General features: G+C 72.2%; 22 protein-coding genes. 18 read left to right on the top strand and 4 right to left on the bottom strand.

What is annotated here, in order from left to right:
* Nucleotides 1-431: 431 nt before the first annotated feature.
* Complete coding sequence (locus OG435_RS41915; RefSeq protein WP_266885534.1) at nt 432-4,232, bottom strand: S8 family peptidase; 3,801 nt, start codon at nt 4,230-4,232, stop codon at nt 432-434.
* 200 nt (nt 4,233-4,432) lie between these two features.
* Here OG435_RS41915 and OG435_RS41920 point away from each other — a divergent pair, with 200 nt between their 5' ends.
* The 7 genes from OG435_RS41920 (at nt 4,433) to OG435_RS41950 (ending at nt 9,463) form a co-directional block, all read left to right on the top strand.
* Entirely contained in the window at nt 4,433-5,410 is a 978-nt protein-coding gene (locus tag OG435_RS41920; protein WP_266886547.1) for a helix-turn-helix domain-containing protein, read from the top strand.
* A gap of 24 nt (nt 5,411-5,434) precedes the next feature.
* The gene (locus OG435_RS41925; RefSeq protein WP_266885535.1) at nt 5,435-5,926 is read left to right on the top strand and encodes a DUF456 domain-containing protein; all 492 of its coding nucleotides are present in this window, start codon (nt 5,435-5,437) and stop codon (nt 5,924-5,926) included.
* A gap of 92 nt (nt 5,927-6,018) precedes the next feature.
* A complete protein-coding gene (locus tag OG435_RS41930) occupies nt 6,019-6,396 on the top strand; it encodes a PPOX class F420-dependent oxidoreductase (protein WP_266886549.1) in 378 nt (125 codons plus the stop codon).
* Between the two features lie 129 nt (nt 6,397-6,525).
* A complete protein-coding gene (locus tag OG435_RS41935; protein WP_266885537.1) occupies nt 6,526-7,194 on the top strand; it encodes a DUF6232 family protein in 669 nt (222 codons plus the stop codon).
* On the top strand, nt 7,191-7,535 hold the full coding sequence (locus OG435_RS41940) for a hypothetical protein (protein WP_266885539.1): 345 nt from the start codon (nt 7,191-7,193) through the stop codon (nt 7,533-7,535). The genes OG435_RS41935 and OG435_RS41940 overlap by 4 nt, the downstream gene beginning before the upstream one ends.
* 165 nt (nt 7,536-7,700) lie before the next feature.
* Entirely contained in the window at nt 7,701-8,243 is a 543-nt protein-coding gene (locus OG435_RS41945) for an ArsR/SmtB family transcription factor (RefSeq protein WP_266885541.1), read from the top strand.
* On the top strand, nt 8,240-9,463 hold the full coding sequence (locus OG435_RS41950) for an MFS transporter (protein WP_266885543.1): 1,224 nt from the start codon (nt 8,240-8,242) through the stop codon (nt 9,461-9,463). Before OG435_RS41945 ends, OG435_RS41950 begins: the two co-directional genes overlap by 4 nt.
* Before the next feature lie 103 nt (nt 9,464-9,566).
* Here OG435_RS41950 and rsgA read toward each other — a convergent pair whose 3' ends face one another.
* Nucleotides 9,567-10,685 (bottom strand): ribosome small subunit-dependent GTPase A, encoded by a 1,119-nt coding sequence (gene rsgA, locus OG435_RS41955; RefSeq protein WP_266885544.1) that lies wholly within the window; start codon nt 10,683-10,685, stop codon nt 9,567-9,569.
* 464 nt (nt 10,686-11,149) lie between these two features.
* On the opposite strand from rsgA, the gene OG435_RS41960 reads away from it, so the two are divergent.
* Nucleotides 11,150-11,902: a TetR family transcriptional regulator gene (locus OG435_RS41960; RefSeq protein ID WP_266885546.1), complete on the top strand. Its 753-nt coding sequence runs from the start codon at nt 11,150-11,152 to the stop codon at nt 11,900-11,902.
* Nucleotides 11,903-11,990: 88 nt separating this feature from the next.
* Entirely contained in the window at nt 11,991-12,410 is a 420-nt protein-coding gene (locus OG435_RS41965) for a VOC family protein (RefSeq protein WP_266885548.1), read from the top strand.
* On the opposite strand, the gene OG435_RS41970 is transcribed toward OG435_RS41965, so the two are convergent.
* Nucleotides 12,335-13,174, bottom strand: a complete 840-nt coding sequence (locus OG435_RS41970; protein WP_266885550.1) for a helix-turn-helix domain-containing protein — start codon at nt 13,172-13,174, stop codon at nt 12,335-12,337. The two genes, OG435_RS41965 and OG435_RS41970, sit on opposite strands and share 76 nt — an antisense overlap.
* A gap of 77 nt (nt 13,175-13,251) precedes the next feature.
* The gene (locus OG435_RS41975) at nt 13,252-14,376 is read right to left on the bottom strand and encodes a YihY/virulence factor BrkB family protein (RefSeq protein ID WP_266885552.1); all 1,125 of its coding nucleotides are present in this window, start codon (nt 14,374-14,376) and stop codon (nt 13,252-13,254) included.
* A gap of 17 nt (nt 14,377-14,393) precedes the next feature.
* Here OG435_RS41975 and OG435_RS41980 point away from each other — a divergent pair, with 17 nt between their 5' ends.
* From OG435_RS41980 to cysD, 9 genes are all read left to right on the top strand, one after another.
* Entirely contained in the window at nt 14,394-16,049 is a 1,656-nt protein-coding gene (locus tag OG435_RS41980; protein ID WP_266885553.1) for an acyl-CoA dehydrogenase family protein, read from the top strand.
* Nucleotides 16,050-16,467: 418 nt separating this feature from the next.
* On the top strand, nt 16,468-17,733 hold the full coding sequence (locus tag OG435_RS41985) for a helix-turn-helix domain-containing protein (protein ID WP_266886551.1): 1,266 nt from the start codon (nt 16,468-16,470) through the stop codon (nt 17,731-17,733).
* Between the two features lie 5 nt (nt 17,734-17,738).
* Nucleotides 17,739-18,308 (top strand): GNAT family N-acetyltransferase, encoded by a 570-nt coding sequence (locus OG435_RS41990; RefSeq protein WP_266885554.1) that lies wholly within the window; start codon nt 17,739-17,741, stop codon nt 18,306-18,308.
* A 154-nt stretch (nt 18,309-18,462) separates the two neighbouring features.
* Nucleotides 18,463-18,546 carry a putative leader peptide gene (locus tag OG435_RS50235; RefSeq protein WP_312847410.1) on the top strand — a complete coding sequence of 28 codons (84 nt, stop codon included), beginning with the start codon at nt 18,463-18,465 and terminating at the stop codon, nt 18,544-18,546.
* A gap of 202 nt (nt 18,547-18,748) precedes the next feature.
* A complete protein-coding gene (locus tag OG435_RS41995) occupies nt 18,749-20,458 on the top strand; it encodes a nitrite/sulfite reductase (RefSeq protein ID WP_266885555.1) in 1,710 nt (569 codons plus the stop codon).
* A complete protein-coding gene (locus OG435_RS42000) occupies nt 20,455-20,634 on the top strand; it encodes a DpnI domain-containing protein (RefSeq protein WP_214956597.1) in 180 nt (59 codons plus the stop codon). The genes OG435_RS41995 and OG435_RS42000 overlap by 4 nt, the downstream gene beginning before the upstream one ends.
* On the top strand, nt 20,631-21,329 hold the full coding sequence (locus OG435_RS42005; protein WP_266885558.1) for a phosphoadenylyl-sulfate reductase: 699 nt from the start codon (nt 20,631-20,633) through the stop codon (nt 21,327-21,329). The genes OG435_RS42000 and OG435_RS42005 overlap by 4 nt, the downstream gene beginning before the upstream one ends.
* Nucleotides 21,330-21,382: 53 nt before the next feature.
* The gene (cysC, locus tag OG435_RS42010) at nt 21,383-21,928 is read left to right on the top strand and encodes an adenylyl-sulfate kinase (protein ID WP_323188009.1); all 546 of its coding nucleotides are present in this window, start codon (nt 21,383-21,385) and stop codon (nt 21,926-21,928) included.
* Nucleotides 21,925-22,863, top strand: coding sequence for a sulfate adenylyltransferase subunit CysD (gene cysD / locus OG435_RS42015; RefSeq protein WP_266885562.1), 939 nt, complete (start codon nt 21,925-21,927; stop codon nt 22,861-22,863). The genes cysC and cysD overlap by 4 nt, the downstream gene beginning before the upstream one ends.

Here is a 22,863-nt window from a genome sequence, read left to right on the forward strand (position 1 = left end):
GCACTCGCGAGAAGCTCCCGTTCCCCCTCGGGCACCAGCCCGGGAGCACCCCCGGGAGGCATCGCTTCGCCCTCGGGCACCACCCCACCAGCACCCGCGGAAGGCTCCGCGACCGGCTCCGGATCCCGGTCGTCGTCTTCCGTCAGGGCGCCGGGCCCCCTCCGGGGCCCGGGTACCGGGGTCGGGGCCACCAGGACCGCTGCTGAGCGGAAGCGGTGTTCCAGGGTGTCCCGGGGGTCGGGTTCGGGGGCCCCGTCGGGGTCCTCGTAGAGCTTCTGCCACCAGTCATCCGCGCCCGCGTCCCGCTGACTCATGGCCCTCATTGTCGGGCTCCGGCGCAGCCGAAATCCGGCGAACGAAGGAAAAGCGCAGGAAAAGGGGGGCCCATCGGACCGCCGTCCGATGGACCCCCCTGCTCTCCGTCGTACGACTCAGCGAATGTCGTACGCCCGCGCGACCATCTGGGTGACGGTGGCGCCGTTCTTGTCGGTCAGCTCGACCTTGAGCATGACCTGCTTGCCCGCGGCTCCGGCGTGGTCCACGGTCGCGGTCCACTGCCCGCCGCGCTCGCTCACCTTCGCCTCGGTCCAGCTGCCGCCCTCGTCGTAGGAGTAGGAGAGCTTCGCCGACGCCAGCGCGCCGGGCGCGTAGCCCGCGTGCCCGCTGACCGAGAGGCCGATCTTCTGGCCGTTGGCCGCGGCCAGCGTCTTCATGCCGTCCAGCGGGGCGGAGATCCTCGGGAAGATGACCGGCAGCGGCTGCGAGTACTGCGTCGCGTCCAGCTTCGAGCGGAAGGTCCAGGTGGTCTGGATCCCCGAGGAGCGCTGCCAGGTACGGGCCGGCTGGCCGAACTTCTCCAGCTGCTGGGTCAGTTCGTACGTGGCCTCCCGGTCCGGCACCTCGAAGGCACCGAACGGGTAACCGGTGTCGCCCAGCGACTCGCCGTCGACCTTGAGCGAGACGTTGCCGAGGTCGCCGAAGCCGCCCTGCTGCGCGTAGTGCCCGGTGTCGCCCCACATGGCGGAGGCGAAGCCGATCAGGTTGCCCTGCCGCTCGGCGGCCAGCACCTCCTTGCCCGCGGTGTCGCGCGGCGCCACCGGGCCGATGACCCCGTCGTACCAGTTCTCGGCGCGCTTGGAGCCCGCCTTGTACGTACGGTGCTGGTCGGTCATGAACTCGCCCCACGGGAAGCTGCTGGAGACCATGTGGTCCCAGGCGGTGTCCCCGGCGGTGTAGTACTCGGTGCGCTTGCCCGGTACCGCGACGGTGTCGAAGGAGCCGAAGTACACGGCGTTGCCGAGCGGGCGGTAAGCCCCGACGACGTCGACGTAGTCGGCGGCGACGCCCATCGACTGGTACGCGGACTCGACGGTGCCGAGCTCGCGGTCGCGCACCCGGTAGGTGCGGTCCCCGTGGACCTGGCCCTTCTCGATCTGCGCCAGGTTGTAGACGTACGGGCTCTTCGCGCTGCCCTTCCAGCTCAGCGTGACGGCGCCCTTGCCGAGCTTGGCCTGCAGGGCCTTGCCCTCGGCGGATTCGACGGTCAGCAGCGGGAGGGAGCCGCCCGCGTAGCCGGTGAAGGCCTGCCAGCGGCCGGGGGCCTCGCGGTAGAGGACGACGGCCTTGGCTCCGGCCGCCTTCGCGTTGCCGGCGATCTGGTAACCCGAGCCCTCGTCCGCGGTCTTGACCAGCACGATCGCGTCCTTGGCGGCGACGGCCGCGAGCTCCTCGGGCGTGCCCGAGCCCGCGTCGGCCAGCCGGGCGCTGCCCGTGCCGTCGAGGTTGTCACTGCCGGTGGAGGCGGTGATCGGGTGCAGCACCGGGCCGCCGTTCGCCTTCAGCTCGGAGATGAGCGGCGCGGCCGCCCGCCAGTAGCTGCCGAACTCGAAGTCGCCCTCCTTGGCCGTTCCGTCGACCGAGGCGTAGTAGCCGCGGATGGTACGGCCGCCCGCCGCGGTGCCCGCGTGCTGCCAGGCGTCGCCCCAGGAGCGGGAGAAGGCGAGGGTGGTGGCGCGCGCCTCGCTGGGCTTGTCGGTCGCGATGTTCAGCTTGGCCGCCTTGCGGGCGTCCAGCACGATCACCGTGTCCTTCTTGATCTCCGTCTGCGGACGGCCGAGGTAGGTGAGCGAGTCGTACATCCGGTCGCCCTCGCCGGCGTCGGGAGTACCGACGAAGGCGGAGAGGAAGTACGAGCCCGGGCGGACCCGGTAGACCTGGTCCGCGGCGCCCTCGTTGAAGCGGCGCTCGCCGGTGGCGTCGTCGGTGCCGATCAGGTCCAGGGAGGACGCGCCGGCGGCCGGCTTGCCCGTGCGGTCGAGGAGCTTGACGCGCACGGTCACCGTCTCCGGCTCCACGTAGAGCGAGAAGGGGGTGGAGACGTGCACGCCCTTGGCCGTGGCCACCACGCGGCCGGTGACGTCCCCGTGTTGGGAGCGCTCCAGCTTCGCGGCGGGGTCCAGGGCGAGCGGCACCTTGACGGTGGCGCCGGCCGGGACGGTCACGGTTCGCCGGTCCAGCCGGGCGACCTGGCTGCGGACGGCGGAGCCGTCGTTGCCGGTGACCTTCTCGACGGAGAGGTTCAGCGTGACGGGCTTGGTCCCCGTGTTGGTGTACGGGACCTCGACGCCGGTGCGGTCGCTGCGGTCCTGCGGCCAGTTGAAGGTGCCGCCCTGGAGCGCGGGGGCGCTGGTGACGGTGGTGTCGATGGCGGCCTTGACGTCGAGCCGGCCACCGCCGGTCTCCCGTACGTCACCCGGGACCGCGGTGTTGGCGGAGCCGACCAGCGCGGCCTTGATCTGCTGCGCCGTCCAGTCGGGGTGGCGCTGCTTGACGATGGCGGCGGCGCCCGCGACGTGCGGGGTGGCCATCGAGGTACCGGACATGGACTGGTACGCGTACACCCCGCGGCCGCCCATGTTGGCGGCGGAGATCTGGACACCGGGGGCGGCGATCTCGGGCTTGAGGGTGTGGTTCAGACCGGCCGGGCCGCGGCTGGAGAAGGAGGCCGTCTTGTCGTCGCGGTCGACGGCGCCGACGGTCAGCACGCTGGGCGCGCAACCGGGCGAGGAGACGGTGTTGTTGCCGGGGCCGGAGTTGCCCGCGGCGATGACGAAGAGGGTGCTGCTGCTCTGGGCCAGCGCCTCGGTGGCGGCGGCCATCGGGTCGTCGCAGGAGAGCTGGGAGGGGTCGCCCAGGCTCATGGAGACCACGTCGGACTTCTCGTCGACGGCCCACTGCATGCCCGCGATGATCCAGGAGTCCAGGCCGTAGCCGGAGTCGTTGAGGACCTTGCCGCTGATCAGCTGGGCACCGGGGGCGACGCCCTTCTTCGCGCCGGCGCTCGCGGCGCCGGATCCGCCCACGGTGGAGATGGTGTGGGTGCCGTGGCCCTGGCGGTCCTCGGCGGTGTCCGAGTCGGTGAAGTTCTCGGCCTTGGTGACACGGCCCTTGAGGTCGGGGTGTTCGAGGTCGGTGCCGGTGTCGAGGACGGCGACCTTGGTGCCCGTGCCGTCGAATCCGGCGGCCCACGCGGCGGTGGCGCCGACCTGCTTGGTGGAGCGCTCCAGGTTCGCCTGGACCTTGCCGTCCAGCCACAGCTTCTTCAGCGGGGCGGTGGCGGCCGACCGGGCGTGCGGGTTGATGTTCGCGCCGGTGACGTCGGCCCAGAAGTCGGCGGCCTTCTCCTTGTCGGCGGCGAGTGCGACACCGCCGATGGAGCCGAGGACCAGCGACTGCTCGGCGCCGAGCGGAACGGGCGGGGCACTGCGCGCGAGGCCCGCGGAGCGCTCGTACACGGCGATCAGCGGGAGCTTCTTGGCGTGCGCGTCGTCGTAGCCCTGCCGGATCAGGCCGGTGACGTTGAAGAGCTCCTCGTCGACCTTGCCCGCCGCGAGCGCCTTGACCGCGCTCTCGGGGTAGACGTAGAGGTCCTTGCCCGCCTGGCGGGTCTGCACGATCGGCTGCGAGCCGTCCTGGCGGGGCATCGCGGTGGCGGCCGTACGGCCCTGCGCGTCGGTGGACACCAGGACGCGGTCACCGGTGACCAGGGTCACCGTGACGGGGCCGGTGGGCTGCTTCGCGGCCTCCTGGCTCCCGGTGAGGGCCTTCTTCGCCGTGCCGGACCCTGCTCCGGACGCTCCGTCGCTCGGCTGTGCCGTGGACGGGCCCACGGCCGTGACGGCCAGGACGGCCGCGATGGCCGCTCCCAGTGCCGTACGCGATATCGGGCGCATCGCTCTCCCCAGATGAATTCCGGCCAACTACTGCATTGCACGGCGAAAACGCCGCGTAAATGGCTTCTGGCCAGCGGATGTTGGTGCTGCGGTGGCGCCACCTTGGCAGAGGGGCGCCGGGTGCGGCGATGATGTCGGCGGCGGGTTTGCGCCGTGGCCGCTTCCCGCCAGGAACGGTTCCGAGAGGGTTGGTGGACGAGTTGCTGGGTGCGATAGGTCTCGACGAAGGACAGGAGTCCGCTTACCGCGCGCTGGTCGCGCTGGGGGCGGCGGAGATACCGGACCTCGCGCACCGGCTGACCCTGCCGGTGCAGCAGACCGAACGGACCCTGCGCCACCTGGAGCGCCACGGACTCGCCGCCCAGTCCTCCGCCCGGCCCGGCCGGTGGGTGGCGGCCCCGCCGGGTGTGGCCCTGGGCGCCCTGCTCACCCAGCAGCGGCACGAGCTGGAGCAGGCGGAGCTCGCCGCGGCCCTGCTGGCGGAGGAGTACCGGGCGGAGGCCGCCGAGCCGGCCGTGCACGACCTGGTGGAGGTGGTGACGGGCGCGAGCGCGGTCGCCCACCGCTTCCACCAGCTGCAGCTCGGCGCGGTGGAGGAGGTGCTCGCGCTGGTCAGCGGCCGGCCGCAGGTGGTGACGGGGACGGACAACGAGGCGGAGGACCGGGCCGCCGTACGGGGCGTCGCGTACCGGGTGGTCATCGAGCGGGAGGTGCTCACCCTGCCGACCGGGATCCGCGAGGCCTCCGCGGCGCTGGCGCGCGGCGAGCACATCCGGGTGTCGGCCGCGGTGCCGACCAAACTCGTCATCGCGGACCGGACCCTCGCAATGGTCCCGCTGACGGCGCGCGGCGCGGAGCCGGCGGCGCTGGTCGTGCACGCGTCGGGGCTGCTGGAGTCCCTGATGGGCCTCTTCGAGGCGGTCTGGCGGGAGTCCCTCCCGCTGCGGCTGGGCTCCACCGGGGCGCCGGAGGAATCCGATGGCGGACCGGACGCCACGGATCTGGAGATCCTCACCCTCCTGCTGGCGGGGATGACGGACGCGAGCGTGGCGAAGCACCTGGAGCTGGGCCTGCGGACCGTGCAGCGGCGGGTCAAGGGCCTGATGGAGCTGTCGGGGGTCACGACCCGGCTCCAGCTCGGCTGGCACGCGTACGAGCGGGGCTGGGTGGCCCGATAGCCCCAGGTCAGGCACGCTGAGCAGATGGATCTGCCTCAGCTGCCCCAGTTGCTGCTGGTGGGGCTGGTGCTGGTGCTCGGATTGCTCGGGGTACTGGTCCCCGGCGTCCCCGGCACCCTCCTCGTCTGGGCCGGAATCGTGTGGTGGGCGCTGCACGAACGGTCGTCGGTGGCCTGGGGCCTGCTGGCGGGCGCGACGGCCCTGCTTCTGGTGGTGCAGGTGGTGAAGTGGCTGCTGCCCCCACGCCGGCTCCGGGGGGTCGGCGTGACCCGCCGGATGGTGGTGTACGCGGGCACGGGGGCGGTACTGGGCTTCGTGCTGCTCCCGGTCGTCGGCACGGCCCCGGGCTTCGTGGGCGGCATCTACCTCTGCGAGCGGCGCCGCCTGGGCACGCACGGGGAGGCGTGGGCCTCGGTACGGGCGGTGATGCGGGCGGTGGGGACGAGCGTGCTGGTGGAGCTGTTCGCGTGCCTGCTGGTGGTGGGTGCGTGGGTGGGCACGCTCGTGTGGGCGTAGTCCGCCGGCCGGGGCTTAAGGCTGAGCCCGGCTAGGTCCTCGGCCCGATGCGCCGCGCGGCCCCCGCTGGGATCGTCTCCCCCATGACCGATATGGCGGAGTTCAAGGGTTTCAGCGAGGCCGAACTGGCATACCTGCGTACGCGGCCGCTGGGCCGGCTCGCGACGGTGGACCCGGCCGGGCAGCCCCAGGCCAACCCGGTGGGTTTCTTCCCGCAGGACGACGGGACGGTCCTGGTGGGCGGGCTGGCGATGGGCGGCACGAAGAAGTGGCGCAACCTCACCACGAACCCCCGGCTGTCCCTGGTGATCGACGACCTGGTCAGCACCCGCCCCTGGACGGTGCGCGGCATCGAGATCCGTGGCCGGGCCACGCTGGAGGTGGGCCCGCACGCCCTGGGCCCCCACTTCAGCCCGGAGGTCATCCGCATCCACCCGGAGCGCGTCCTGTCCTGGGGCCTGACGGGCTAGGCCGTCTCTTTCGGATCGTGCCGGTCAGGCGCGAAATGGCTGCATCGGGTCTGCCTCTTGACGCTCCGCTGACGCTTCATGGCCCTTCAGCCAAGTTCCTTTGAGCCAGGCCGAGTTACGGGGGAGCGCATGACCGCGATGGGGAGCACCGGACCGCCGACATCACCGCCACCGCCGACACCCCCGGGGGCCGCGCCACCGCCGCCGCCACCTCCACCGCCGCCGTCCGTACCGCCGTCCGAGCCCGCTCCGCAGCCGCTCGAACCGTCCCAGAGGCCGGAGGAGTGGCACAAGCGACGCAAACTCGTCCTCAAGGTCAGCGGCCGCATGCTGTGGGTGGGCTCGATGGCCGTCCCCCTGCACAACATCTCCTGGGTGGACGCCTTCCAACTCAAGCCCAACTGGGGCAAGGCCCTCGGAAACGCCCTGAAGTGGCTCTTCGGCGCGGCCGTTCTCCTCGTCGCGTTCGGCTATGCCGGCGGGGACCCCGAGAGCCTCGTGGAGAGCGGCGGCAACGCGGGGCCGCTCGTGCTGCTGGTCGTCGTCGTGCTCGTCGCCGTGGAGGCGCTCGGCACGGCCAAGCCGGTGCTGGCGGTCGAAACGGCCGGCGGCTCGCTCGTGGTGCTGACCCTGCCCAACATGGAGCAGCTGCGGCGGATCGCCGAGCACATCGTCTACGCGATCAACCACCCGGACGCCGAATTCGCGACGACCGTGTACCAGTACAACACCACGAACAACAACGGCCCCGTCGCCATCCTGAACGGTGGCCGGGGGAACACGGGGTTCAACCGATGAGCGATACGACCAACAACTTCGGGCCCGTCGTCACCGTCAACGGCGGTCAGGGCAACGTCGGCATCAACTACGGGACCGTGGGCGGGCCGGCCGGCCAGGACGCCGAACTCCGTGCCGCCGTCGAGGAACTCGTCCGCCTCCTCGGGGAGTTGCGCGGGCACCTCACCCCGGACCAGGACCGGACCGTCGAGGAGGTGCTGCCCGAACTCACCCCCGACCGCGAGGCGCTGCGCGAACGCGGCCTCGTCCTGGCCCGCGTGGCACAGATCGCCGCCGCCGTCGGCCAGGTCGGCCAGCCCGCGGCGGAGGCACTGGGCCGACTGCTCGCCCTCACCGGCTAGGCATCCCAGGCACCGTCGAGCGCCCACGTCCGAAGCCGGATGTGGGCGCTCTTCCATGTCCCGACGATCGGATGATCCGGAGGAAACGCCCTGGCTACCCATGAGTTCGCGACTCCTGGAGCAATCCTCTTGCGCAATGGTCAAGAAACGTTGACCATTACGACCATGCCTACCGATGAGCCTCCCGAGGCGTTTCACGTCACCACCGACGAGCAGCTGCGCGCCGTCTCCAATCTCACCCGCCACCGGATCATGGCCGTGCTCCGCTTCGAGCCGGCGACGATCACCCAGATCGCCGCGCGGGTGGGCCTGGCGAAGGGGAGTTCCAGCTATCACGTGCGGCTGCTGGAGCGGGCCGGGCTGGTGAAGGTGGTGCGGACCCGGAAGGTCCGGGGGGTCAACGAGCGGTACTACGCGCTGGCCGCCCGGTCGATCGTGCTGCCGGACCCGGGCGAGGGCGGCCCGGATCTGCTGATGCGGCACGCGGTGGCGGACCTGGAAGAGGCGCCGTCGGACGGCGAGCGGCACGTGGGGATGATGCATCTGCGGCTCACCGACGAACAGTTCGCGGAGCTGGGGGCACGCCTGGAGGCATTGGCCTACGAGTACCGGGAGTTGTCCGATCCGGCCCTGCCGGACGCGTCGCTCGTCTTCGCACTGTTCCACCCGGCACGTCGCGACCAGAGCACCGAGGGAGACTCCAAGTGAGCACTGACATACGGAAGTTCCCGACCGGGTTCGGGCGACTGTGGACCGCGCAGACGGTGTCCTCGCTCGGCGACGGGGTGACGCATGCCGCGCTGCCGCTGATCGCGCTGACGCTGACGCGGGATCCGATGGCGCTCGCCGTCGTCACCGCCGCCGGCACCCTGCCGTGGCTCCTCTTCGGCCTGCTCGGCGGTGCGTTGGTGGACCGCTGGGACCGCCGGAGCACGATGTGGATCGCGGACGCGGCGCGTGCGGTGCTGCTCGCGGTACCGGTGGCGGCCGCCGCGCTCGACGTACTGAGCATTCCGCTGCTCGGGGCCGTCGCCTTCCTGCTCGGCCTCGGCGGACTCTTCCGCGACACCGCCGCCACGGCCTATCTGCCGGACCTGCTCGGCCGCGAACCCTCGCTCCTGGAGCGCGCCAACTCCCGCCTGCGCGGCGCCCAGACCGCCGCCTCCGGCTTCGCCGGGCCGCCCGCGGGCAGCGCCCTGCTCGTACGGTCGCTGCCCCGCATGCCGCGTCCCGTACCGCAGGCCCGTGAGTCGCTGCTGCGGCAGGCGCGGGCCGGGGCCTCGTACGTCTTCCGGGACCGGCTGCTGCTCGGGCTCGCGCTCCGCCCGGCGGTCGGGAACATCGCCTTCATCGCCGTGGAGACCGTGCTCGCCCTCTTCGCGCACGACCGTCTCGGCATCGGCGCCTTCGGCTTCGGCCTGCTCCTCACCGCGGAGGCCACCGGTGGCCTGCTCGGCGCGGGCATCGCCTCCTTCCTGGGCCGGCGCCTGGGCACCGGCACCGCGCTGACCTGCACGGCCGCGGTCGAGGGGCTGGCCGTCCTGGGACTCGCCACCTCCGGGAACCCGTACGTGGCCGGCCTCGCGCTCGCCGTCTGCGGGGCGGGCATGGGCGCCACGATGGTGCTCGCGCCCTCCCTGCGGCAGTCGATCGTCCCCGCCCACCTGATGGGCCGGGTCGCCTCCACCTCCCGCATGCTCGCCATGTGCGCGGCCCCGTTCGGCGCCTTCCTCGGCGGCTGGCTGGCCACCGCGTACGACGTGCGCACCCCGCTCTACGCCGCCTCCGGCCTGCTCCTCGCCATGACCGCCATCACGGCGAACATGACCAGCAACCGCCGGGTCGAGGCGGCCCTGCGCGCGGCCGCCGCGACCGGCACGCCGGATCACCAGGACTCCGAGGATCAGAGCAAGGCGGTCCACGGGTAGTCCCGTGGTCCCGTACCCCGCCGGTAGGCAGCGGGGTACGGGGTACGGCACCGGGTCCCGGGGCAGGTGCATCCGGGGGGCGGGCCCCCGGAGGCGGTGGCCGTCAGGCCCGGCCCGTGCGCTTCGCGGAGTAGTTCGCGCGGCCCTCCGCCGAGCGGAGCCTCCAGTCGCGCCTGATCTCCGCCCGGAGCCGCGCATCCGTCTTCGCGACGATCCGCTGGTTCTCCCGCAGCAGCTTGCGGTAGCTCTCCAGCCGGCGCTCCGCCAGCTCCCCGGAGGCCAGCGCGGCCTGTACCCCGCACCCCGGCTCCGCCTCGTGCGAGCAGTCGTGGAAGCGGCACCGCTCCGCGAAGTCCTCGATCTCCGAGAAGACCTGGCCGACGCCCGCCTCCGCGTCGAAGAGCCCGACGCCCCGCAGTCCGGGGGTGTCGATCAGTACGCCGCCGCCCGGCAGTGCGAGCAGGTTGCGCGTCGTGGTGGTGTGGCGGCCCTTGCCGTCGACGTCGCGAGCCGCCTGGACCTCCATCACCTCCTCGCCGAGCAGGGTGTTGGCCAGCGTGGACTTGCCCGCGCCGGAGATCCCGAGGAGCACGCTCGTACCGCCCCCGACCACCGCGGCGAGCACGTCCGTGCCCTCCCCGGTCACCGAGGACACCGTGAGGACCGTGACCCCGGGGGCCGTGGCCTCCACGTCCTCGACGAGGTGCGCGAGGGTGGCCGGGTCCGGGACCAGATCCGCCTTGGTCAGGACCACGAGGGGCTGCGCCCCCGACTCCCAGGCGAGCGCGAGGAACCGCTCGATGCGGCCGAGGTCCAGTTCGACCGCGAGGGACACCGCGATGATCGCGTGATCGACGTTCGCGGCGAGGATCTGTCCCTCGGACCGCTGGGAGGAGGTGGACCGTACGAAGGCGGTCCGGCGCGGCAGGTACGCCTTCACGTACCGCGGAGTGCCGTGCGCCTCCACGACCGCCCAGTCGCCGGTGCAGATGACCCGGAGCGGGTCGTGCGGGGTGACGAAGGCGGTGTCGGCGCGGACGATGCCGTCCGCCGTCATGACGTCGCACTGACCGCGGTCGACCCGTACGACCCGGCCGGGCAGGAGGCCCTGGTCCGCGTACGGGGCGAACTCGGCCGCCCACGCGTCGTCCCAGCCGAAGGGGGCGAGGGGGTGGGCGTCGGCGTGCGAGAGAGAAGCCTGCGGGAAAGAAGAGAAAGACAAGGGAAACCCTTCACAGGGTGGCCCCGGCGGTGCGCGCCGCTACCGGGCGCGAAAGAGGTGAGAGGTCAGCCGGAGACCACAGAAGTGACATTGATGGTCTTCTGAGTGCGGGCAACGCCCTGCGCCATGACAGTCATCAATGAACTCACCTCCGGGTCCGCATACGTACTGACGAGCGCTCCCGCGGCGATCGGCGGGAACGGCCCCACCGTAACAAGCCCTCTCATTCCCGCGCCACTCCTTTTACGGGGCGCCGTCCGCGCGAGCGACCCTGGGCCTTACCGTCGGTCAGGGCCAGCCATAAAACCTGTCGTCAAGTGGGGTGAGGGACTAAGCTGTTCGTCATGGAGAACAGTGGAACCGTAGATTCTGAGACGCTTTACGAGACACGAACGCCCCTTGTCGCGTCGCAGAATGCGTCGAATATCGAGACGGCTCCCGACACCCGGAAGCGGATCCTGCGGGTGTCCCTGGAGCTGTTCGCAGTCCACGGCTTCCACGAGACCTCGCTGCGGGAGATCGCCGAACGGGTGGGCGTCTCCAAGCCCGCGGTGCTGTACCACTTCCCCGGCAAGGCCGACATCCTCGGCGCCCTGGTGGAGCCGATGCTCCGCGATCTGTCGACCGCCCTGACCCGCGCCGCCGCGTCGGCGGCTCCCGGTGGATCCGGCCCGGCGGGCGGCTCGGGTCCCGGTCCCGAGCGGGCGCGGTGGGCCGCCGTCGAGGGGGTCCTCGACGTCTGGCTGGAGCACCGCCACCTGCTCCGGCTGAACCTTCAGGACATGGCTCTGGCCACCCCCGGACCGGCCTTCGCCCGCCTGCGCGACGCCATGCTCCGGGCGAACTCCCTGGTCGCGGGGGCGGACCCCGGTTTCACGGAGCGGGTGCGGGCCGCCCAGGCCGTCGCCATGCTCTCCGACCCGGTGGTGCTCTTCGCCGACGCCCCCGTCCCCGCGCTGCGCGAGGCCGTGCTGGACGGCGTACGGCGCCTGCTGGACGGTCCCGCCGAGCCGGCTCCGCCGGCCGCACGGCCCGAACCGGGGGGCCGGCGCGGGCGGCCCGCCGCGATGAGCCCGGCCATGATCGAGGCGGCCCGCCGGATGCACGCCGCGGGCAGCGGGGCCACCGCGATCGCCGCCACCCTGGGCGTCTCCCGCGCCACGGTCTACCGGCACCTGCCCCAGGACGACGACTCCGCCACCACGGGCGCCGGCTGAGCGACTCCGGCCGACCCGCACCGCCTGACCGGCTGCGGCGTCCGATTCGTTCAAGACCGCCGGGCCCCGGCGCCCCTAGCCTGACGCCATGACTCCTCGAACGACTCCCCGACTCGACATGATCGGCATCGTCGTCTCCGACATGGCCGCATCGCTCGCCTTCTACCGCCGCCTCGGCATGGACATCCCCGCCGGAGCGGACTCCCAGCCGCACGTCGAGGCCGCCCTGCCGGGCGGGCTGCGGATCGGCTGGGACACGGAGGAGGTCATCCGCTCCTTCGACCCGTCCTGGACCCGGCCCGCGAGCGACGGCCGGGTCGGGCTCGCCTTCGTGTGCGGCTCCCCCGCCGAGGTGGACGCGCTGTACGCCGAGCTGACGGAGGCAGGGCACACGGGCCACCTGAAGCCCTGGGACGCCTTCTGGGGGCAGCGCTACGCCGTCGTCCTGGACCCGGACGGCTCCGGGGTCTCCCTCTTCGCCGCCTCCGAAGGGGCCGCCCCGGCCTGACCCGGGCCCGCCTGACCTGACCCGGCCTGCTCCCGCCCCGCCCGCCCCGGCCCCGTCGCGTAGGCCCGCGGCGTGGTCCCGGTCAGGGCTCGCGCCTCGCGGGTCCAGTGGGCCTGGTCGGCGTATCCCGCCTCCGCGGCCACCGCCGCCGGGGGCAGCCCGCGCCGGGTCAGCGCGAGGGCCCGCTGGAGGCGCAGGATCCGCCCGAGCGTCCGGGGGCCGTACCCGAAGGCGTCGAGCGAGCGTCGGTGCAGCTGCCGCTCACCGAGGCCGACGGCCCCCGCCACGGCGGCCACGCCCTGCCCGGCCCGCAGCCGGGCCGCCACTTCCGTGACCAGGGGGTCGGGGAGCCCGCCGTCGGCCGTGCGGAGCAGGGCCAGCTCCTCCAGTCCCGCGCGGGGATCCCCGTACGAGGCCACGCGCGCGGTGAGGCGCCGTACCTCGGCGGCGGGCCACAGGTCGGCCAGTTCGACCCGCCGGTCCCGCAGGACCCGGGCCGGTACGCCGAGCAGCGCGGGCGCCGAGCCCGGGGCCAGCCGGATCCCGGCGAAGCCGGTGCCCGGGATCTCGCCGGCGGGGTGCGGAAGGGTGTCGGGGCCGGCCACCAGGAGCCGGCCCTCCACCCAGAGCAGGTCCATGCATCCGTCGGGCAGCACGACGGCGGCCCCGGCCCCGCCGGACCGCCAGAGCACGGCTCCGGCGACCGTACGGGACGGCCTTTCCTCGTACCCGGGAGCGGGCGCGCGGTCCGCGGGATCTGCCACGGGACCAGGCTACGGTGACGGCCCGCGGCGGGCAGCGGCGACCGGAAGCGGGCAGCGGCGACGCGCAGCGTCGGCCGTCAGTGCTTGCGCAGGCGGGAGTGGTAGTCCTCCGGGGGCAGGAACTTCGACCAGCGCTCGGGGAACTCGGAGGGCATGCCCCCGTCCTCGTCGCCGTCGTCGTCCTCCGACTCCCCCTCGGCCAGGGCCCGCCAGGCCGCGGCCCGGGCCACGAGCTGGGCGGCCTCCGCCTCGCGCACCCGCTCGTTCGCCTCGCGCGCCGCGGCGGTGGCCACCGAGGGCCAGACCCGGTCGATCGCGGCGTTGACCGCGGCCCCGACGAGGACGGCGAAGGCCGAGATGCCGATCCACAGCAGGATGGCCACGGGGGCGGCCAGCGAGCCGTAGATGGTCGGGCCCTCCACCGTGTTGGTGAGGTAGATCCGCAGCAGGAACGAGCCGAGCACCCACATGGCGAGGGCGACCAGCGCGCCGGGCACGTCCTCGATCCAGGGCGAGCGGACCGGGACGGAGACGTGGTAGAGGGTGGTCAGGAAGGCGATGGAGAGCAGCGTGACGACGGGCCAGTACATGACCGCGATCACCTCGGTGCTCCAGGGCACCAGCCGCACCACCGCGTCCGGTCCGACCACCATCAGCGGCAGCACGATGGCGCCGATCAGCAGGGCGGCGATGTACAGGACGAAGGCCAGCAGCCGGGTCTTGACGATGCCGCGCTGTCCGTCGAGTCCGTACATGACGGTGATGGTGTCGATGAAGACGTTGACGGCGCGCGAGCCCGACCAGAGGGCGAAGGCGAAGCCGAGGGAGATGAGGTCGGGGCGGCCCCGGCCGGTGACGTCGTCGAGCATCGGTTTGGCGATGTCGTTGACGCCCCGGTCGGAGAGCACGGTGCCGACCGCGCGCAGGATGTTCTCCTCGATGCTGGCGACGGTCGTACCGCCCGACCAGCCGTCCACGTAGCCGAGGAGGCCCAGCAGGCCCAGGAAGAGCGGGGGCAGCGAGAGCAGGGTGAAGAAGGCCGCCTCGGCGGCGAGTCCGAGGATCCGGTACTCGATGCACGAGTTCACGGTGTCTTTGAGCAGCAGCCACGCCATCTTGCGCTTGGAGACGTTGCGGTAGAGGGCGCGGGCCCGGTGAAGGCGTCCCGGAATCCGCTCGGGTGTTTCTTTCGCGTGCTGCACGTCCTTACGGTATCGGCATGGCAGCCACCACCCACACAGTCAGCAATCAGGCCCCGCCCCTCGTGGGCCACGACGTATACGGCAGCGACCAGGTCCTGAGCGAGGGGGTGGAGCGGCACCTCGCGGACACCGCTCCCGAACTCGCCGCGGAGGTAAGGGAAGAGCTCACCGATCTGGGACGCGCCGCCGGGTCCCGGCAGGCGCAGGACTGGGGGACGCTCGCGAACGAGAACCCGCCGAAGCTGAGGACGCACGACCGGTACGGAAACCGGATCGACGAGGTGGAGTTCCATCCCTCGTGGCACCGGCTGCTCGGGCACGCCGTGGGCGCCGGGCTCACCGACGCGTGGGGCCGGCCGGCGGGGCATCTGCGGCGCGCGGCCGGGTTCTTCGTGTGGTCGCAGGCGGAGGCGGGGCACGGGTGCCCGGTCTCGATGACCCACGCGGCGGTACCGGCGCTGCGGACCGATCCGGAGCTGGCGGCCGAATGGGAGCCGCGGCTGACCTCGCACGTGTACGAGGAGGGGCTGCGGCCGGCCGGGCAGAAGGCCGGGGTGCTCTTCGGGATGGGCATGACGGAGAAGCAGGGCGGCAGTGACGTCCGGGCGAACACGACGGCGGCGGTGCCGCTGGACGCCTCGGGCGAGTACCTGCTGACGGGGCACAAGTGGTTCTGCTCGGCGCCGATGTGCGACGGGTTCCTCGTGCTGGCGCAGGCCCCCGGCGGGCTGACCTGCTTCCTGGTGCCGCGGGTGCTGCCGGACGGGACGCGGAACGTCTTCGCGATCCAGCGGCTGAAGGACAAGCTGGGCAACCGGTCGAACGCGTCGAGCGAGGTGGAGTTCGACGGGACCTGGACGCGGCGGGTGGGCGAGGAGGGCCGGGGGGTGCGGACGATCATCGAGATGGTCGCGGCGACCCGGCTGGACTGCGTGATCGGTTCGGCCTCGCTGATGCGGCAGGCGCTGACGCAGGCCGCTCACCATACGGAGCACCGCTCTGCTTTCGGAGCGCCGCTCATCGACCAGCCGCTGATGCGCAACGTGCTCGCCGACCTCGCCCTGGAGTCGGAGGCCGCCACCACCCTCACGCTCCGCCTCGCGGCCGCGTACGACGCCGTCCAGAGCACCGGCAACGAGCAGGAGCGGGCCTTCCTGCGCATCGCGGTTCCCGCCGCGAAGTACTGGGTGACCAAGCGCTGTACGCCGATGGTGGCGGAGGCACTGGAGTGTCTGGGCGGAAACGGCTACGTCGAGGAGTCCGGGATGCCCCGGCTGCTGCGCGAGTCCCCGCTGAACTCCATCTGGGAGGGGTCGGGCAACGTCCAGGCCCTCGACGTGCTGCGCGCCCTCCAGCGCGAGCCGCAGGCGCTGAACGCCTTCCTCCAGGAGGTCGGCCTGGCCCGCGGCGCGGACCACCGGCTGGATTCGGCCATCAAGAACCTGCTGACCGAGCTCGCGGACCTGGAGGGCATCGAGGCGCGGGCCCGGCGGGTCGTGGAGCGGATGGCCCTGGTGCTGCAGGGGTCGCTGCTGGTGCGCTGGGCCCCGCCGGAGGTGGCCGACGCCTTCTGCGCCTCGCGCCTGGGCGGGGACTGGGGCGCGGCCTTCGGCACGCTGCCGCACAGCCTGGATCTGGGATCCGTGGTGGAACGGGCCCGGATCGCAACCTGATCGCGTCCTGATCGCGGGCCGACGGAGGGCCCCAACCCTCCGGAAGCCGGGCTGATGCGGAGGGCCCCAACCCTCCGAAAAGCACTACGGTGCGGGATCCGGGCCCGTTGACCTGGATCAGGGATGGCGCCGCGCCGACTCGGCACCACCCCTGATCCGAGAAGCCCCGAGGAAGGAGCTGTCACGTCGCTCGGCGACGTCCGCACAGTTTCGATCGGGCGACCGGGACTTGGCGAGAGTTGCAAGACGTTGCAACCTTTGACTTGGAACCGCCCTTCGGCCGTCCCGTCCGCCCCCTGGGAAGCGGCGCACACCGGACGGCCCCGCGGGCGGGAATCGTCGTACGCATGTTCGACACGGGGAGGTTCCGGTGGTCCACACCACAGGCAGCGCGGTCGATGCGGCACGCATCTCGGCCATGGACGCGCGGGAGGCCGCGCGTCTGCTCAAGGGGGTACGGGCGGCGGCGCTCGCCGGGGACCGGCCGCCGGCCGCCCCGCGCCCGGAGATCGCCGAGTCCTGGCGCCGGATGATGGCGGGCGGGGTCCACCCCGACCGCGACAGTCGCTCGCGGATGCTGTCGGCCGCCGAGACCGAGGAGCGGCGCCAGACCTCGCCGCTACGGGAACTGCTGCCCGTCCTGCGCGAGGGACTGCTCCCCTCGCTGGACGAGGCCCTGCACATCATGGTCGTCGCCGACGCCGACGGGCGGCTGCTGTGGCGGGAGGGCCACTCCTCGATCCTGCGCAACGCGGACCGGCTGGGCTTCGGGGTGGGCGCCCACTGGGACGAGTCGGTGGTCGGCACCAACGGGGTCGGCACCGCCCTGGTGACCCGCAGACCGGTCCAGGTGTTCTCGGCGGAGCACTTCGTCTCCAGCCACCACGACTGGACCTGCGCCGGAGCCCCCGTACGGGACCCCCGCGACGGGCAGCTGCTGGGGGTCCTCGACGTCAGCGGGCCGCTGGCCACCATGCACCCGGCGACCCTGGCCTGGGTGAGCTCGGTGGCCCGGCTCGCGGAGCGGGAGCTGCGGGTGCGGCACCTGGAATCGCTGGAACGGCTGCGGACGGTGGCGGCCCCGCTGCTGGCCCGGATGCCGGGGCGGGCCCTGGCCGTGGACGGCAACGGGTGGACGGCCGCCGTCACGGGGCTCGCGCCGACGGAGCGGATCCCGCTGCCGAAGACCTTCGGGCCGGGCCGGGTGTGGGTGCCCCAGCTCGGAGACTGCCTGGTGGAGCCGCTGCCGGGCGGCTGGCTGGTGAACGTCACGGAGACCCGTACCGGCGCCGGGGCGGCCGCCCGCCTCGTCCTCGACCTGAGCCGGCCGGGGGCGTGGAGGGCCACCGTCTACGGGGCCGCGGGGAGCTGGTCGCAGGAGCTGAGCCCGCGCCACGCCGAGCTGCTGTTCCTGCTGGCGGAGGCGCCCCGGGGGCGCTCGGCGGCGGAACTCTCGCAGGAGCTGTTCGGGGACCCGACGCGCACGGTGACGGTCCGCGCGGAGATCTCCCGGGTGCGCCGCAACCTCGGCGGCGTACTGGCCCACCGCCCGTACCGCTTCGCGCAGGACGTGGAGGTGGAGCTGATCCGCCCGGCGAACCCGGCCGCACTGCTGCCGCACTCCACGGCCCCGGCGGTGATCAGCGCCCGGCTGGGCCCGGCGGGGACCGGCGTGATTCCCTGACGTGCATGAGCACGAGCACGAGCACACTGACCACCTGGTCCCTGGACATGACCGATCCGTCCGACCTCGTCGCGGCGGCCGTCCCGGGCCCGGAGATCCGGATCGTCCGCTCGGAGGTCCCCTCCCCCGAGTTCAGCCGCTTCCTCTACGCCTCGGTGGGCGGAGACATCCACTGGACGGACCGGCTGGCGCTGACCCGCGCGCAGTGGGTGGAGCAGCTGGACCGTCCCGGCGTGGAGACCTGGGTGGCGTACGACCGGGGCACCCCGGCGGGGTACGTGGAACTCGACCCGCAGCCGGACGGTGTGGTGGAGATCATGTACTTCGGCCTGATCCCCGACTTCCGGGGGCGGCGCATCGGCGGCCACCTGCTGACCGTGGGCATCGAGCGGGCCTGGTCCCTGGCCGAGCGCTGGCCGGAGCTGGCCCCGACGCGACGCGTCTGGCTCCACACGTGCAGCGACGACGGCCCGACCGCCATGGCGAACTACCTCCGCCGCGGCTTCAAGGTCTTCAAGGAGGAGACGGAGGAGAAGGCCGTCGCCCCCACCCCGGGCCCCTGGCCGGGCGCGTAGCCGCCGCATCCAGCCCCTCACGACCCCGGGGCTACCGGGTCCAAAGGGGCTGGTGAGGTGACCCCCGTCACCGGGATCTTGCGATGCGAGACGAGTTCGTCCGGATTGTGGACAGTAGTGGACTCCTCCAATCGCCCCATGCCACGCTTCCGCCATGAACGGAGCTGGAATTGCCTTGGTGAGTCGGCGGCACGTCGACCTCGGCCGCATGTCCAGCGCCATCTGTCCGGCGCGCTGACGCACAGCACCGCCGCGACAGCGCCCCGCACCGACGTCGCCGCGGAAGCGATCACACCGCCCGCCGTCAGCAACCACCGCAGTCCCCTGTAGGCCGAAAGCCGCCCCAAAAAGGCGGCGGATCTGCCACATCCGCTCCACGCGCGCCAGGGGTCACTCCGCCGCTCCCCCTGCCTCGAGCCGCCAAAGAAGGACGTACCGCCATGGCCGCCACCCCCGATACGACCGCAGCCGCCGCACCCGCCGCCGCCGCGCGCCGCAAGACCGGCCGTCACCGCGGTGAGGGCCAGTGGGCCGTCGGACACCACACGCCCCTCAACGGCAACGAGCAGTTCAAGAAGGACGACGACGGTCTCAATGTGCGGGCGCGCATCGAGAACATCTACTCCAAGGCGGGCTTCGACTCGATCGACCCCAACGACCTGCGCGGCCGTATGCGCTGGTGGGGCCTCTACACCCAGCGCAAGCCCGGGATCGACGGCGGCAAGACCGCGATCCTGGAGCCGGAGGAGCTGGACGACAAGTACTTCATGCTGCGCGTGCGCATCGACGGCGGCCGGCTGACCACCGAGCAGCTGCGCGTCATCGGCGAGATCTCCGAGGAGTTCGCCCGCGGCACCGCCGACCTCACGGACCGGCAGAACGTGCAGTACCACTGGATCCGCATCGAGGACGTCCCGGAGATCTGGCGCCGTCTGGAGGCCGTCGGCCTCTCGACCACCGAGGCCTGCGGTGACACCCCCCGCGTGATCCTCGGCTCGCCCGTCGCCGGCATCGCGCTGGACGAGATCATCGACGGCACCCCCGCCATCGACGAGATCTATGCCCGCATCGTGGGCAACCCCGCCTTCTCGAACCTGCCCCGCAAGTTCAAGTCCGCGATCTCCGGCTCGCCGCTGCTCGACGTGGCGCACGAGATCAACGACATCGCCTTCGTGGGCGTGAACCACCCCGAGCACGGCCCCGGCTTCGACGTCTGGGTCGGCGGCGGTCTCTCCACCAACCCGAAGCTGGGTGTGCGCCTGGGCACCTGGGTCTCGCTCGACGAGGTCCCGGACATCTACGAGGGCGTCATCTCGATCTTCCGCGACTACGGGTACCGCCGGCTGCGCACCCGCGCCCGCCTGAAGTTCCTCGTCGCCGACTGGGGCCCGGCCAAGTTCCGCCAGGTCCTGGAGGACGAGTACCTGAAGCGCAAGCTGACCGACGGCCCCGCGCCCGAGCAGCCCAGCGGCCAGTGGCGCGACCATGTCGGCGTGCACCAGCAGCAGGACGGCAAGTTCTACGTCGGCTTCGCGCCCCGCGTGGGCCGCGTCGACGGCGCCACTCTGACGAAGATCGCCGCCGTCGCCGAGCAGCACGGCTCCGGCCGGCTGCGCACCACCGCCGAGCAGAAGATGATCGTGCTCGACATCGAGGCGGGCCAGGTCGACTCGGTCGTCGCGGCCCTGGAGGCGCTGGACCTGCGGGTCAACCCGTCCCCGTTCCGCCGCGGCACGATGGCCTGCACCGGCATCGAGTTCTGCAAGCTCGCCATCGTCGAGACGAAGGCGCGCGGCGCCTCGCTGATCGACGAACTGGAGCGCCGCCTGCCGGGGTTCGCCGAGCCACTCACCATCAACATCAACGGCTGCCCGAACGCTTGCGCCCGTATCCAGGTGGCGGACATCGGTCTCAAGGGCCAGCTGGTCCTGGACGACGAGGGCAACCAGGTCGAGGGCTACCAGGTCCACCTGGGCGGCGCACTCGGACTGGAGGCCGGATTCGGCCGCAAGGTCCGCGGTCTCAAGGTCACCTCGGCCGGTCTGCCGGACTACGTCGAGCGGGTCGTCACGCGCTTCGAGAAGCAGCGCGAGGACGGCGAGCGCTTCGCGAGCTGGGTCACCCGTGCAAAGGACGAGGACCTCTCATGAGCGAGCGCGCCGCACCGTTCTACTGCCCGTACTGCGGCGACGAGGACCTGTTCCCGAACGAAACAGGCCACGGCGCCTGGGAATGCAGGGCCTGCAATCGAGCCTTCCAGCTGAAGTACCTCGGGCTGCTGGCCCGGGGTGTTCAGTCCAATGACGCTGGAGGGGACGAGATATGACCACGATTCAGGACGCGAGTCTCAAAACCCTGGCCGAGCAGGCGGGCCGGGACCTCGAGGACTCCACCCCCCTGGAGATCCTCACCTGGGCGGCCGAGACCTTCGGCAAGAAGTTCGCCGTGACCTCCTCCATGGAGGACGCGGTCGTCGCCCACCTCGCCTCCCGCGCCTTCCCCGGCGTGGACGTGGTCTTCCTCGACACGGGCTACCACTTCGAGGAGACCATCGGCACCCGTGACGCGGTCGAGGCCGTGATGGACGTCAACGTCATCACGCTCACCCCGCGCCAGAGCGTCGCCGAGCAGGACGCCGAGTACGGCCCCAAGCTGCACGACCGCGACCCCGACCTGTGCTGCGCGCTGCGCAAGGTCAAGCCGCTCGAAGAGGGCCTGACCGCGTACGACGCCTGGGCGACGGGTCTGCGCCGCGACGAGTCCCCGACCCGGGCGAACACCCCGGTGGTCGGCTGGGACGAGAAGCGGCAGAAGGTCAAGGTCTCGCCGATCGCCCGCTGGACCCAGGACGACGTGGACGCGTACGTCCTGGAGCACGGCGTGCTCACCAACCCGCTGCTGATGGACGGTTACGCCTCCGTCGGCTGCGCCCCCTGCACCCGTCGGGTGGCGGAGGGCGAGGACGCCCGCGCCGGCCGCTGGGCCGGGCGCGGCAAGACCGAGTGCGGACTGCACGGCTGATGACGGCCACCAGCGCGACCACCGAACGTACAGAACCGACGGAGACGAACCAGATGAGCGTGAGCGACCAGGGCGCCACCGTGTGGCTGACCGGGCTGCCGAGCGCGGGCAAGACCACCATCGCCTACGCGCTGGCCGAGCGGCTGCGCGCCGAGGGCCACCGCGTGGAGGTCCTCGACGGCGACGAGATCCGCGAGTTCCTCTCCGCCGGTCTCGGCTTCAGCCGCGAGGACCGGCACACCAACGTGCAGCGGATCGGCTTCGTCGCCGAACTCCTCGCGTCCAACGGCGTCAAGGCGCTCGTCCCGGTGATCGCTCCGTTCGCCGACAGCCGCGAGGCCGTCCGCAAGCGGCACGCCGCCGAGGGCACGGGCTACCTCGAGGTGCACGTGGCCACTCCGGTGGAGGTGTGCTCCGAGCGTGACGTGAAGGGCCTGTACGCCAAGCAGGCGGCGGGCGAGATCTCCGGTCTGACCGGGGTCGACGACCCGTACGAGGCACCGGAGTCCCCGGACCTCCGTATCGAGTCGCACACGCAGTCCGTACAGGAGTCGGCTTCGGCCCTGCACGCGCTGCTCACCGAGAGGGGTCTGGCATGACCGCCACCGTCGCACACGTCCACGAAGGGACGGACGCGCCCTACGCGCTGTCGCACCTCGACGCCCTCGAATCGGAGGCCGTGCACATCTTCCGCGAGGTGGCGGGCGAGTTCGAGAAGCCGGTGATCCTCTTCTCCGGCGGCAAGGACTCCATCGTCATGCTGCACCTGGCGCTGAAGGCGTTCGCGCCCGCGCCGGTGCCGTTCACCCTGCTCCACGTGGACACCGGCCACAACTTCCCCGAGGTCCTGGACTACCGCGACCGCGCGGTCGCCCGGCACGGACTGCGCCTGCACGTGGCCTCCGTCCAGGAGTACATCGACGCCGGCAAGCTCCGCGAGCGTCCCGACGGCGTCCGCAACCCGCTGCAGACCGTCCCCCTCACGGAGGCCATCCAGCAGCTCAAGTTCGACGCCGTCTTCGGCGGCGGCCGCCGCGACGAGGAGAAGGCCCGCGCCAAGGAGCGCGTCTTCTCCCTGCGCGACGAGTTCTCCCAGTGGGACCCGCGCCGCCAGCGCCCCGAGCTGTGGAACCTGTACAACGGCCGTCACGCGCCGGGTGAGCACGTGCGCATCTTCCCGCTGTCCAACTGGACCGAGCTGGACGTGTGGCAGTACATCGCCCGCGAGAAGATCGAACTGCCGGAGATCTACTTCGCCCACGAGCGCGAGGTCTTCCAGCGCAACGGCATGTGGCTGACGGCCGGCGAATGGGGCGGTGCCAAGGACGGCGAGACCACCGAGACCCGCCTGATCCGCTACCGCACCGTCGGTGACATGTCCTGCACCGGTGCCGTCGACTCCGACGCCACCACGCTGGACGCCGTGATCACCGAAATCGCCGCCTCCCGGCTCACCGAGCGGGGCGCGACCCGCGCCGACGACAAGCTGTCCGAGGCCGCGATGGAAGACCGCAAGCGCGAAGGGTACTTCTAG

Origin of the sequence: Streptomyces sp. NBC_01264 (genome assembly GCF_026340675.1) — a bacterium.
Taxonomy (GTDB): Bacteria; Actinomycetota; Actinomycetes; order Streptomycetales; family Streptomycetaceae; genus Streptomyces.

What these genes read in the sequence shown, in the direction of transcription:
- OG435_RS41995 (WP_266885555.1), top strand. Translation starts at nt 18,749, where the DNA reads ATGGCCGCCACCCCCGATACGACCGCAGCCGCCGCACCCGCCGCCGCC.
- OG435_RS42005 (WP_266885558.1), top strand. Translation starts at nt 20,631, where the DNA reads ATGACCACGATTCAGGACGCGAGTCTCAAAACCCTGGCCGAGCAGGCG.
- OG435_RS41925 (WP_266885535.1), top strand. Translation starts at nt 5,435, where the DNA reads ATGGATCTGCCTCAGCTGCCCCAGTTGCTGCTGGTGGGGCTGGTGCTG.
- cysD (WP_266885562.1), top strand. Translation starts at nt 21,925, where the DNA reads ATGACCGCCACCGTCGCACACGTCCACGAAGGGACGGACGCGCCCTAC.
- OG435_RS50235 (WP_312847410.1), top strand. Translation starts at nt 18,463, where the DNA reads ATGAACGGAGCTGGAATTGCCTTGGTGAGTCGGCGGCACGTCGACCTC.
- OG435_RS41930 (WP_266886549.1), top strand. Translation starts at nt 6,019, where the DNA reads ATGGCGGAGTTCAAGGGTTTCAGCGAGGCCGAACTGGCATACCTGCGT.
- OG435_RS41990 (WP_266885554.1), top strand. Translation starts at nt 17,739, where the DNA reads ATGAGCACGAGCACGAGCACACTGACCACCTGGTCCCTGGACATGACC.
- OG435_RS41965 (WP_266885548.1), top strand. Translation starts at nt 11,991, where the DNA reads ATGACTCCTCGAACGACTCCCCGACTCGACATGATCGGCATCGTCGTC.
- cysC (WP_323188009.1), top strand. Translation starts at nt 21,383, where the DNA reads ATGAGCGTGAGCGACCAGGGCGCCACCGTGTGGCTGACCGGGCTGCCG.
- OG435_RS41940 (WP_266885539.1), top strand. Translation starts at nt 7,191, where the DNA reads ATGAGCGATACGACCAACAACTTCGGGCCCGTCGTCACCGTCAACGGC.
- OG435_RS41980 (WP_266885553.1), top strand. Translation starts at nt 14,394, where the DNA reads ATGGCAGCCACCACCCACACAGTCAGCAATCAGGCCCCGCCCCTCGTG.
- OG435_RS41945 (WP_266885541.1), top strand. Translation starts at nt 7,701, where the DNA reads ATGCCTACCGATGAGCCTCCCGAGGCGTTTCACGTCACCACCGACGAG.
- OG435_RS42000 (WP_214956597.1), top strand. Translation starts at nt 20,455, where the DNA reads ATGAGCGAGCGCGCCGCACCGTTCTACTGCCCGTACTGCGGCGACGAG.
- OG435_RS41935 (WP_266885537.1), top strand. Translation starts at nt 6,526, where the DNA reads ATGACCGCGATGGGGAGCACCGGACCGCCGACATCACCGCCACCGCCG.
- OG435_RS41985 (WP_266886551.1), top strand. Translation starts at nt 16,468, where the DNA reads ATGGACGCGCGGGAGGCCGCGCGTCTGCTCAAGGGGGTACGGGCGGCG.
- OG435_RS41915 (WP_266885534.1), bottom strand. Translation starts at nt 4,232, where the DNA reads ATGCGCCCGATATCGCGTACGGCACTGGGAGCGGCCATCGCGGCCGTC.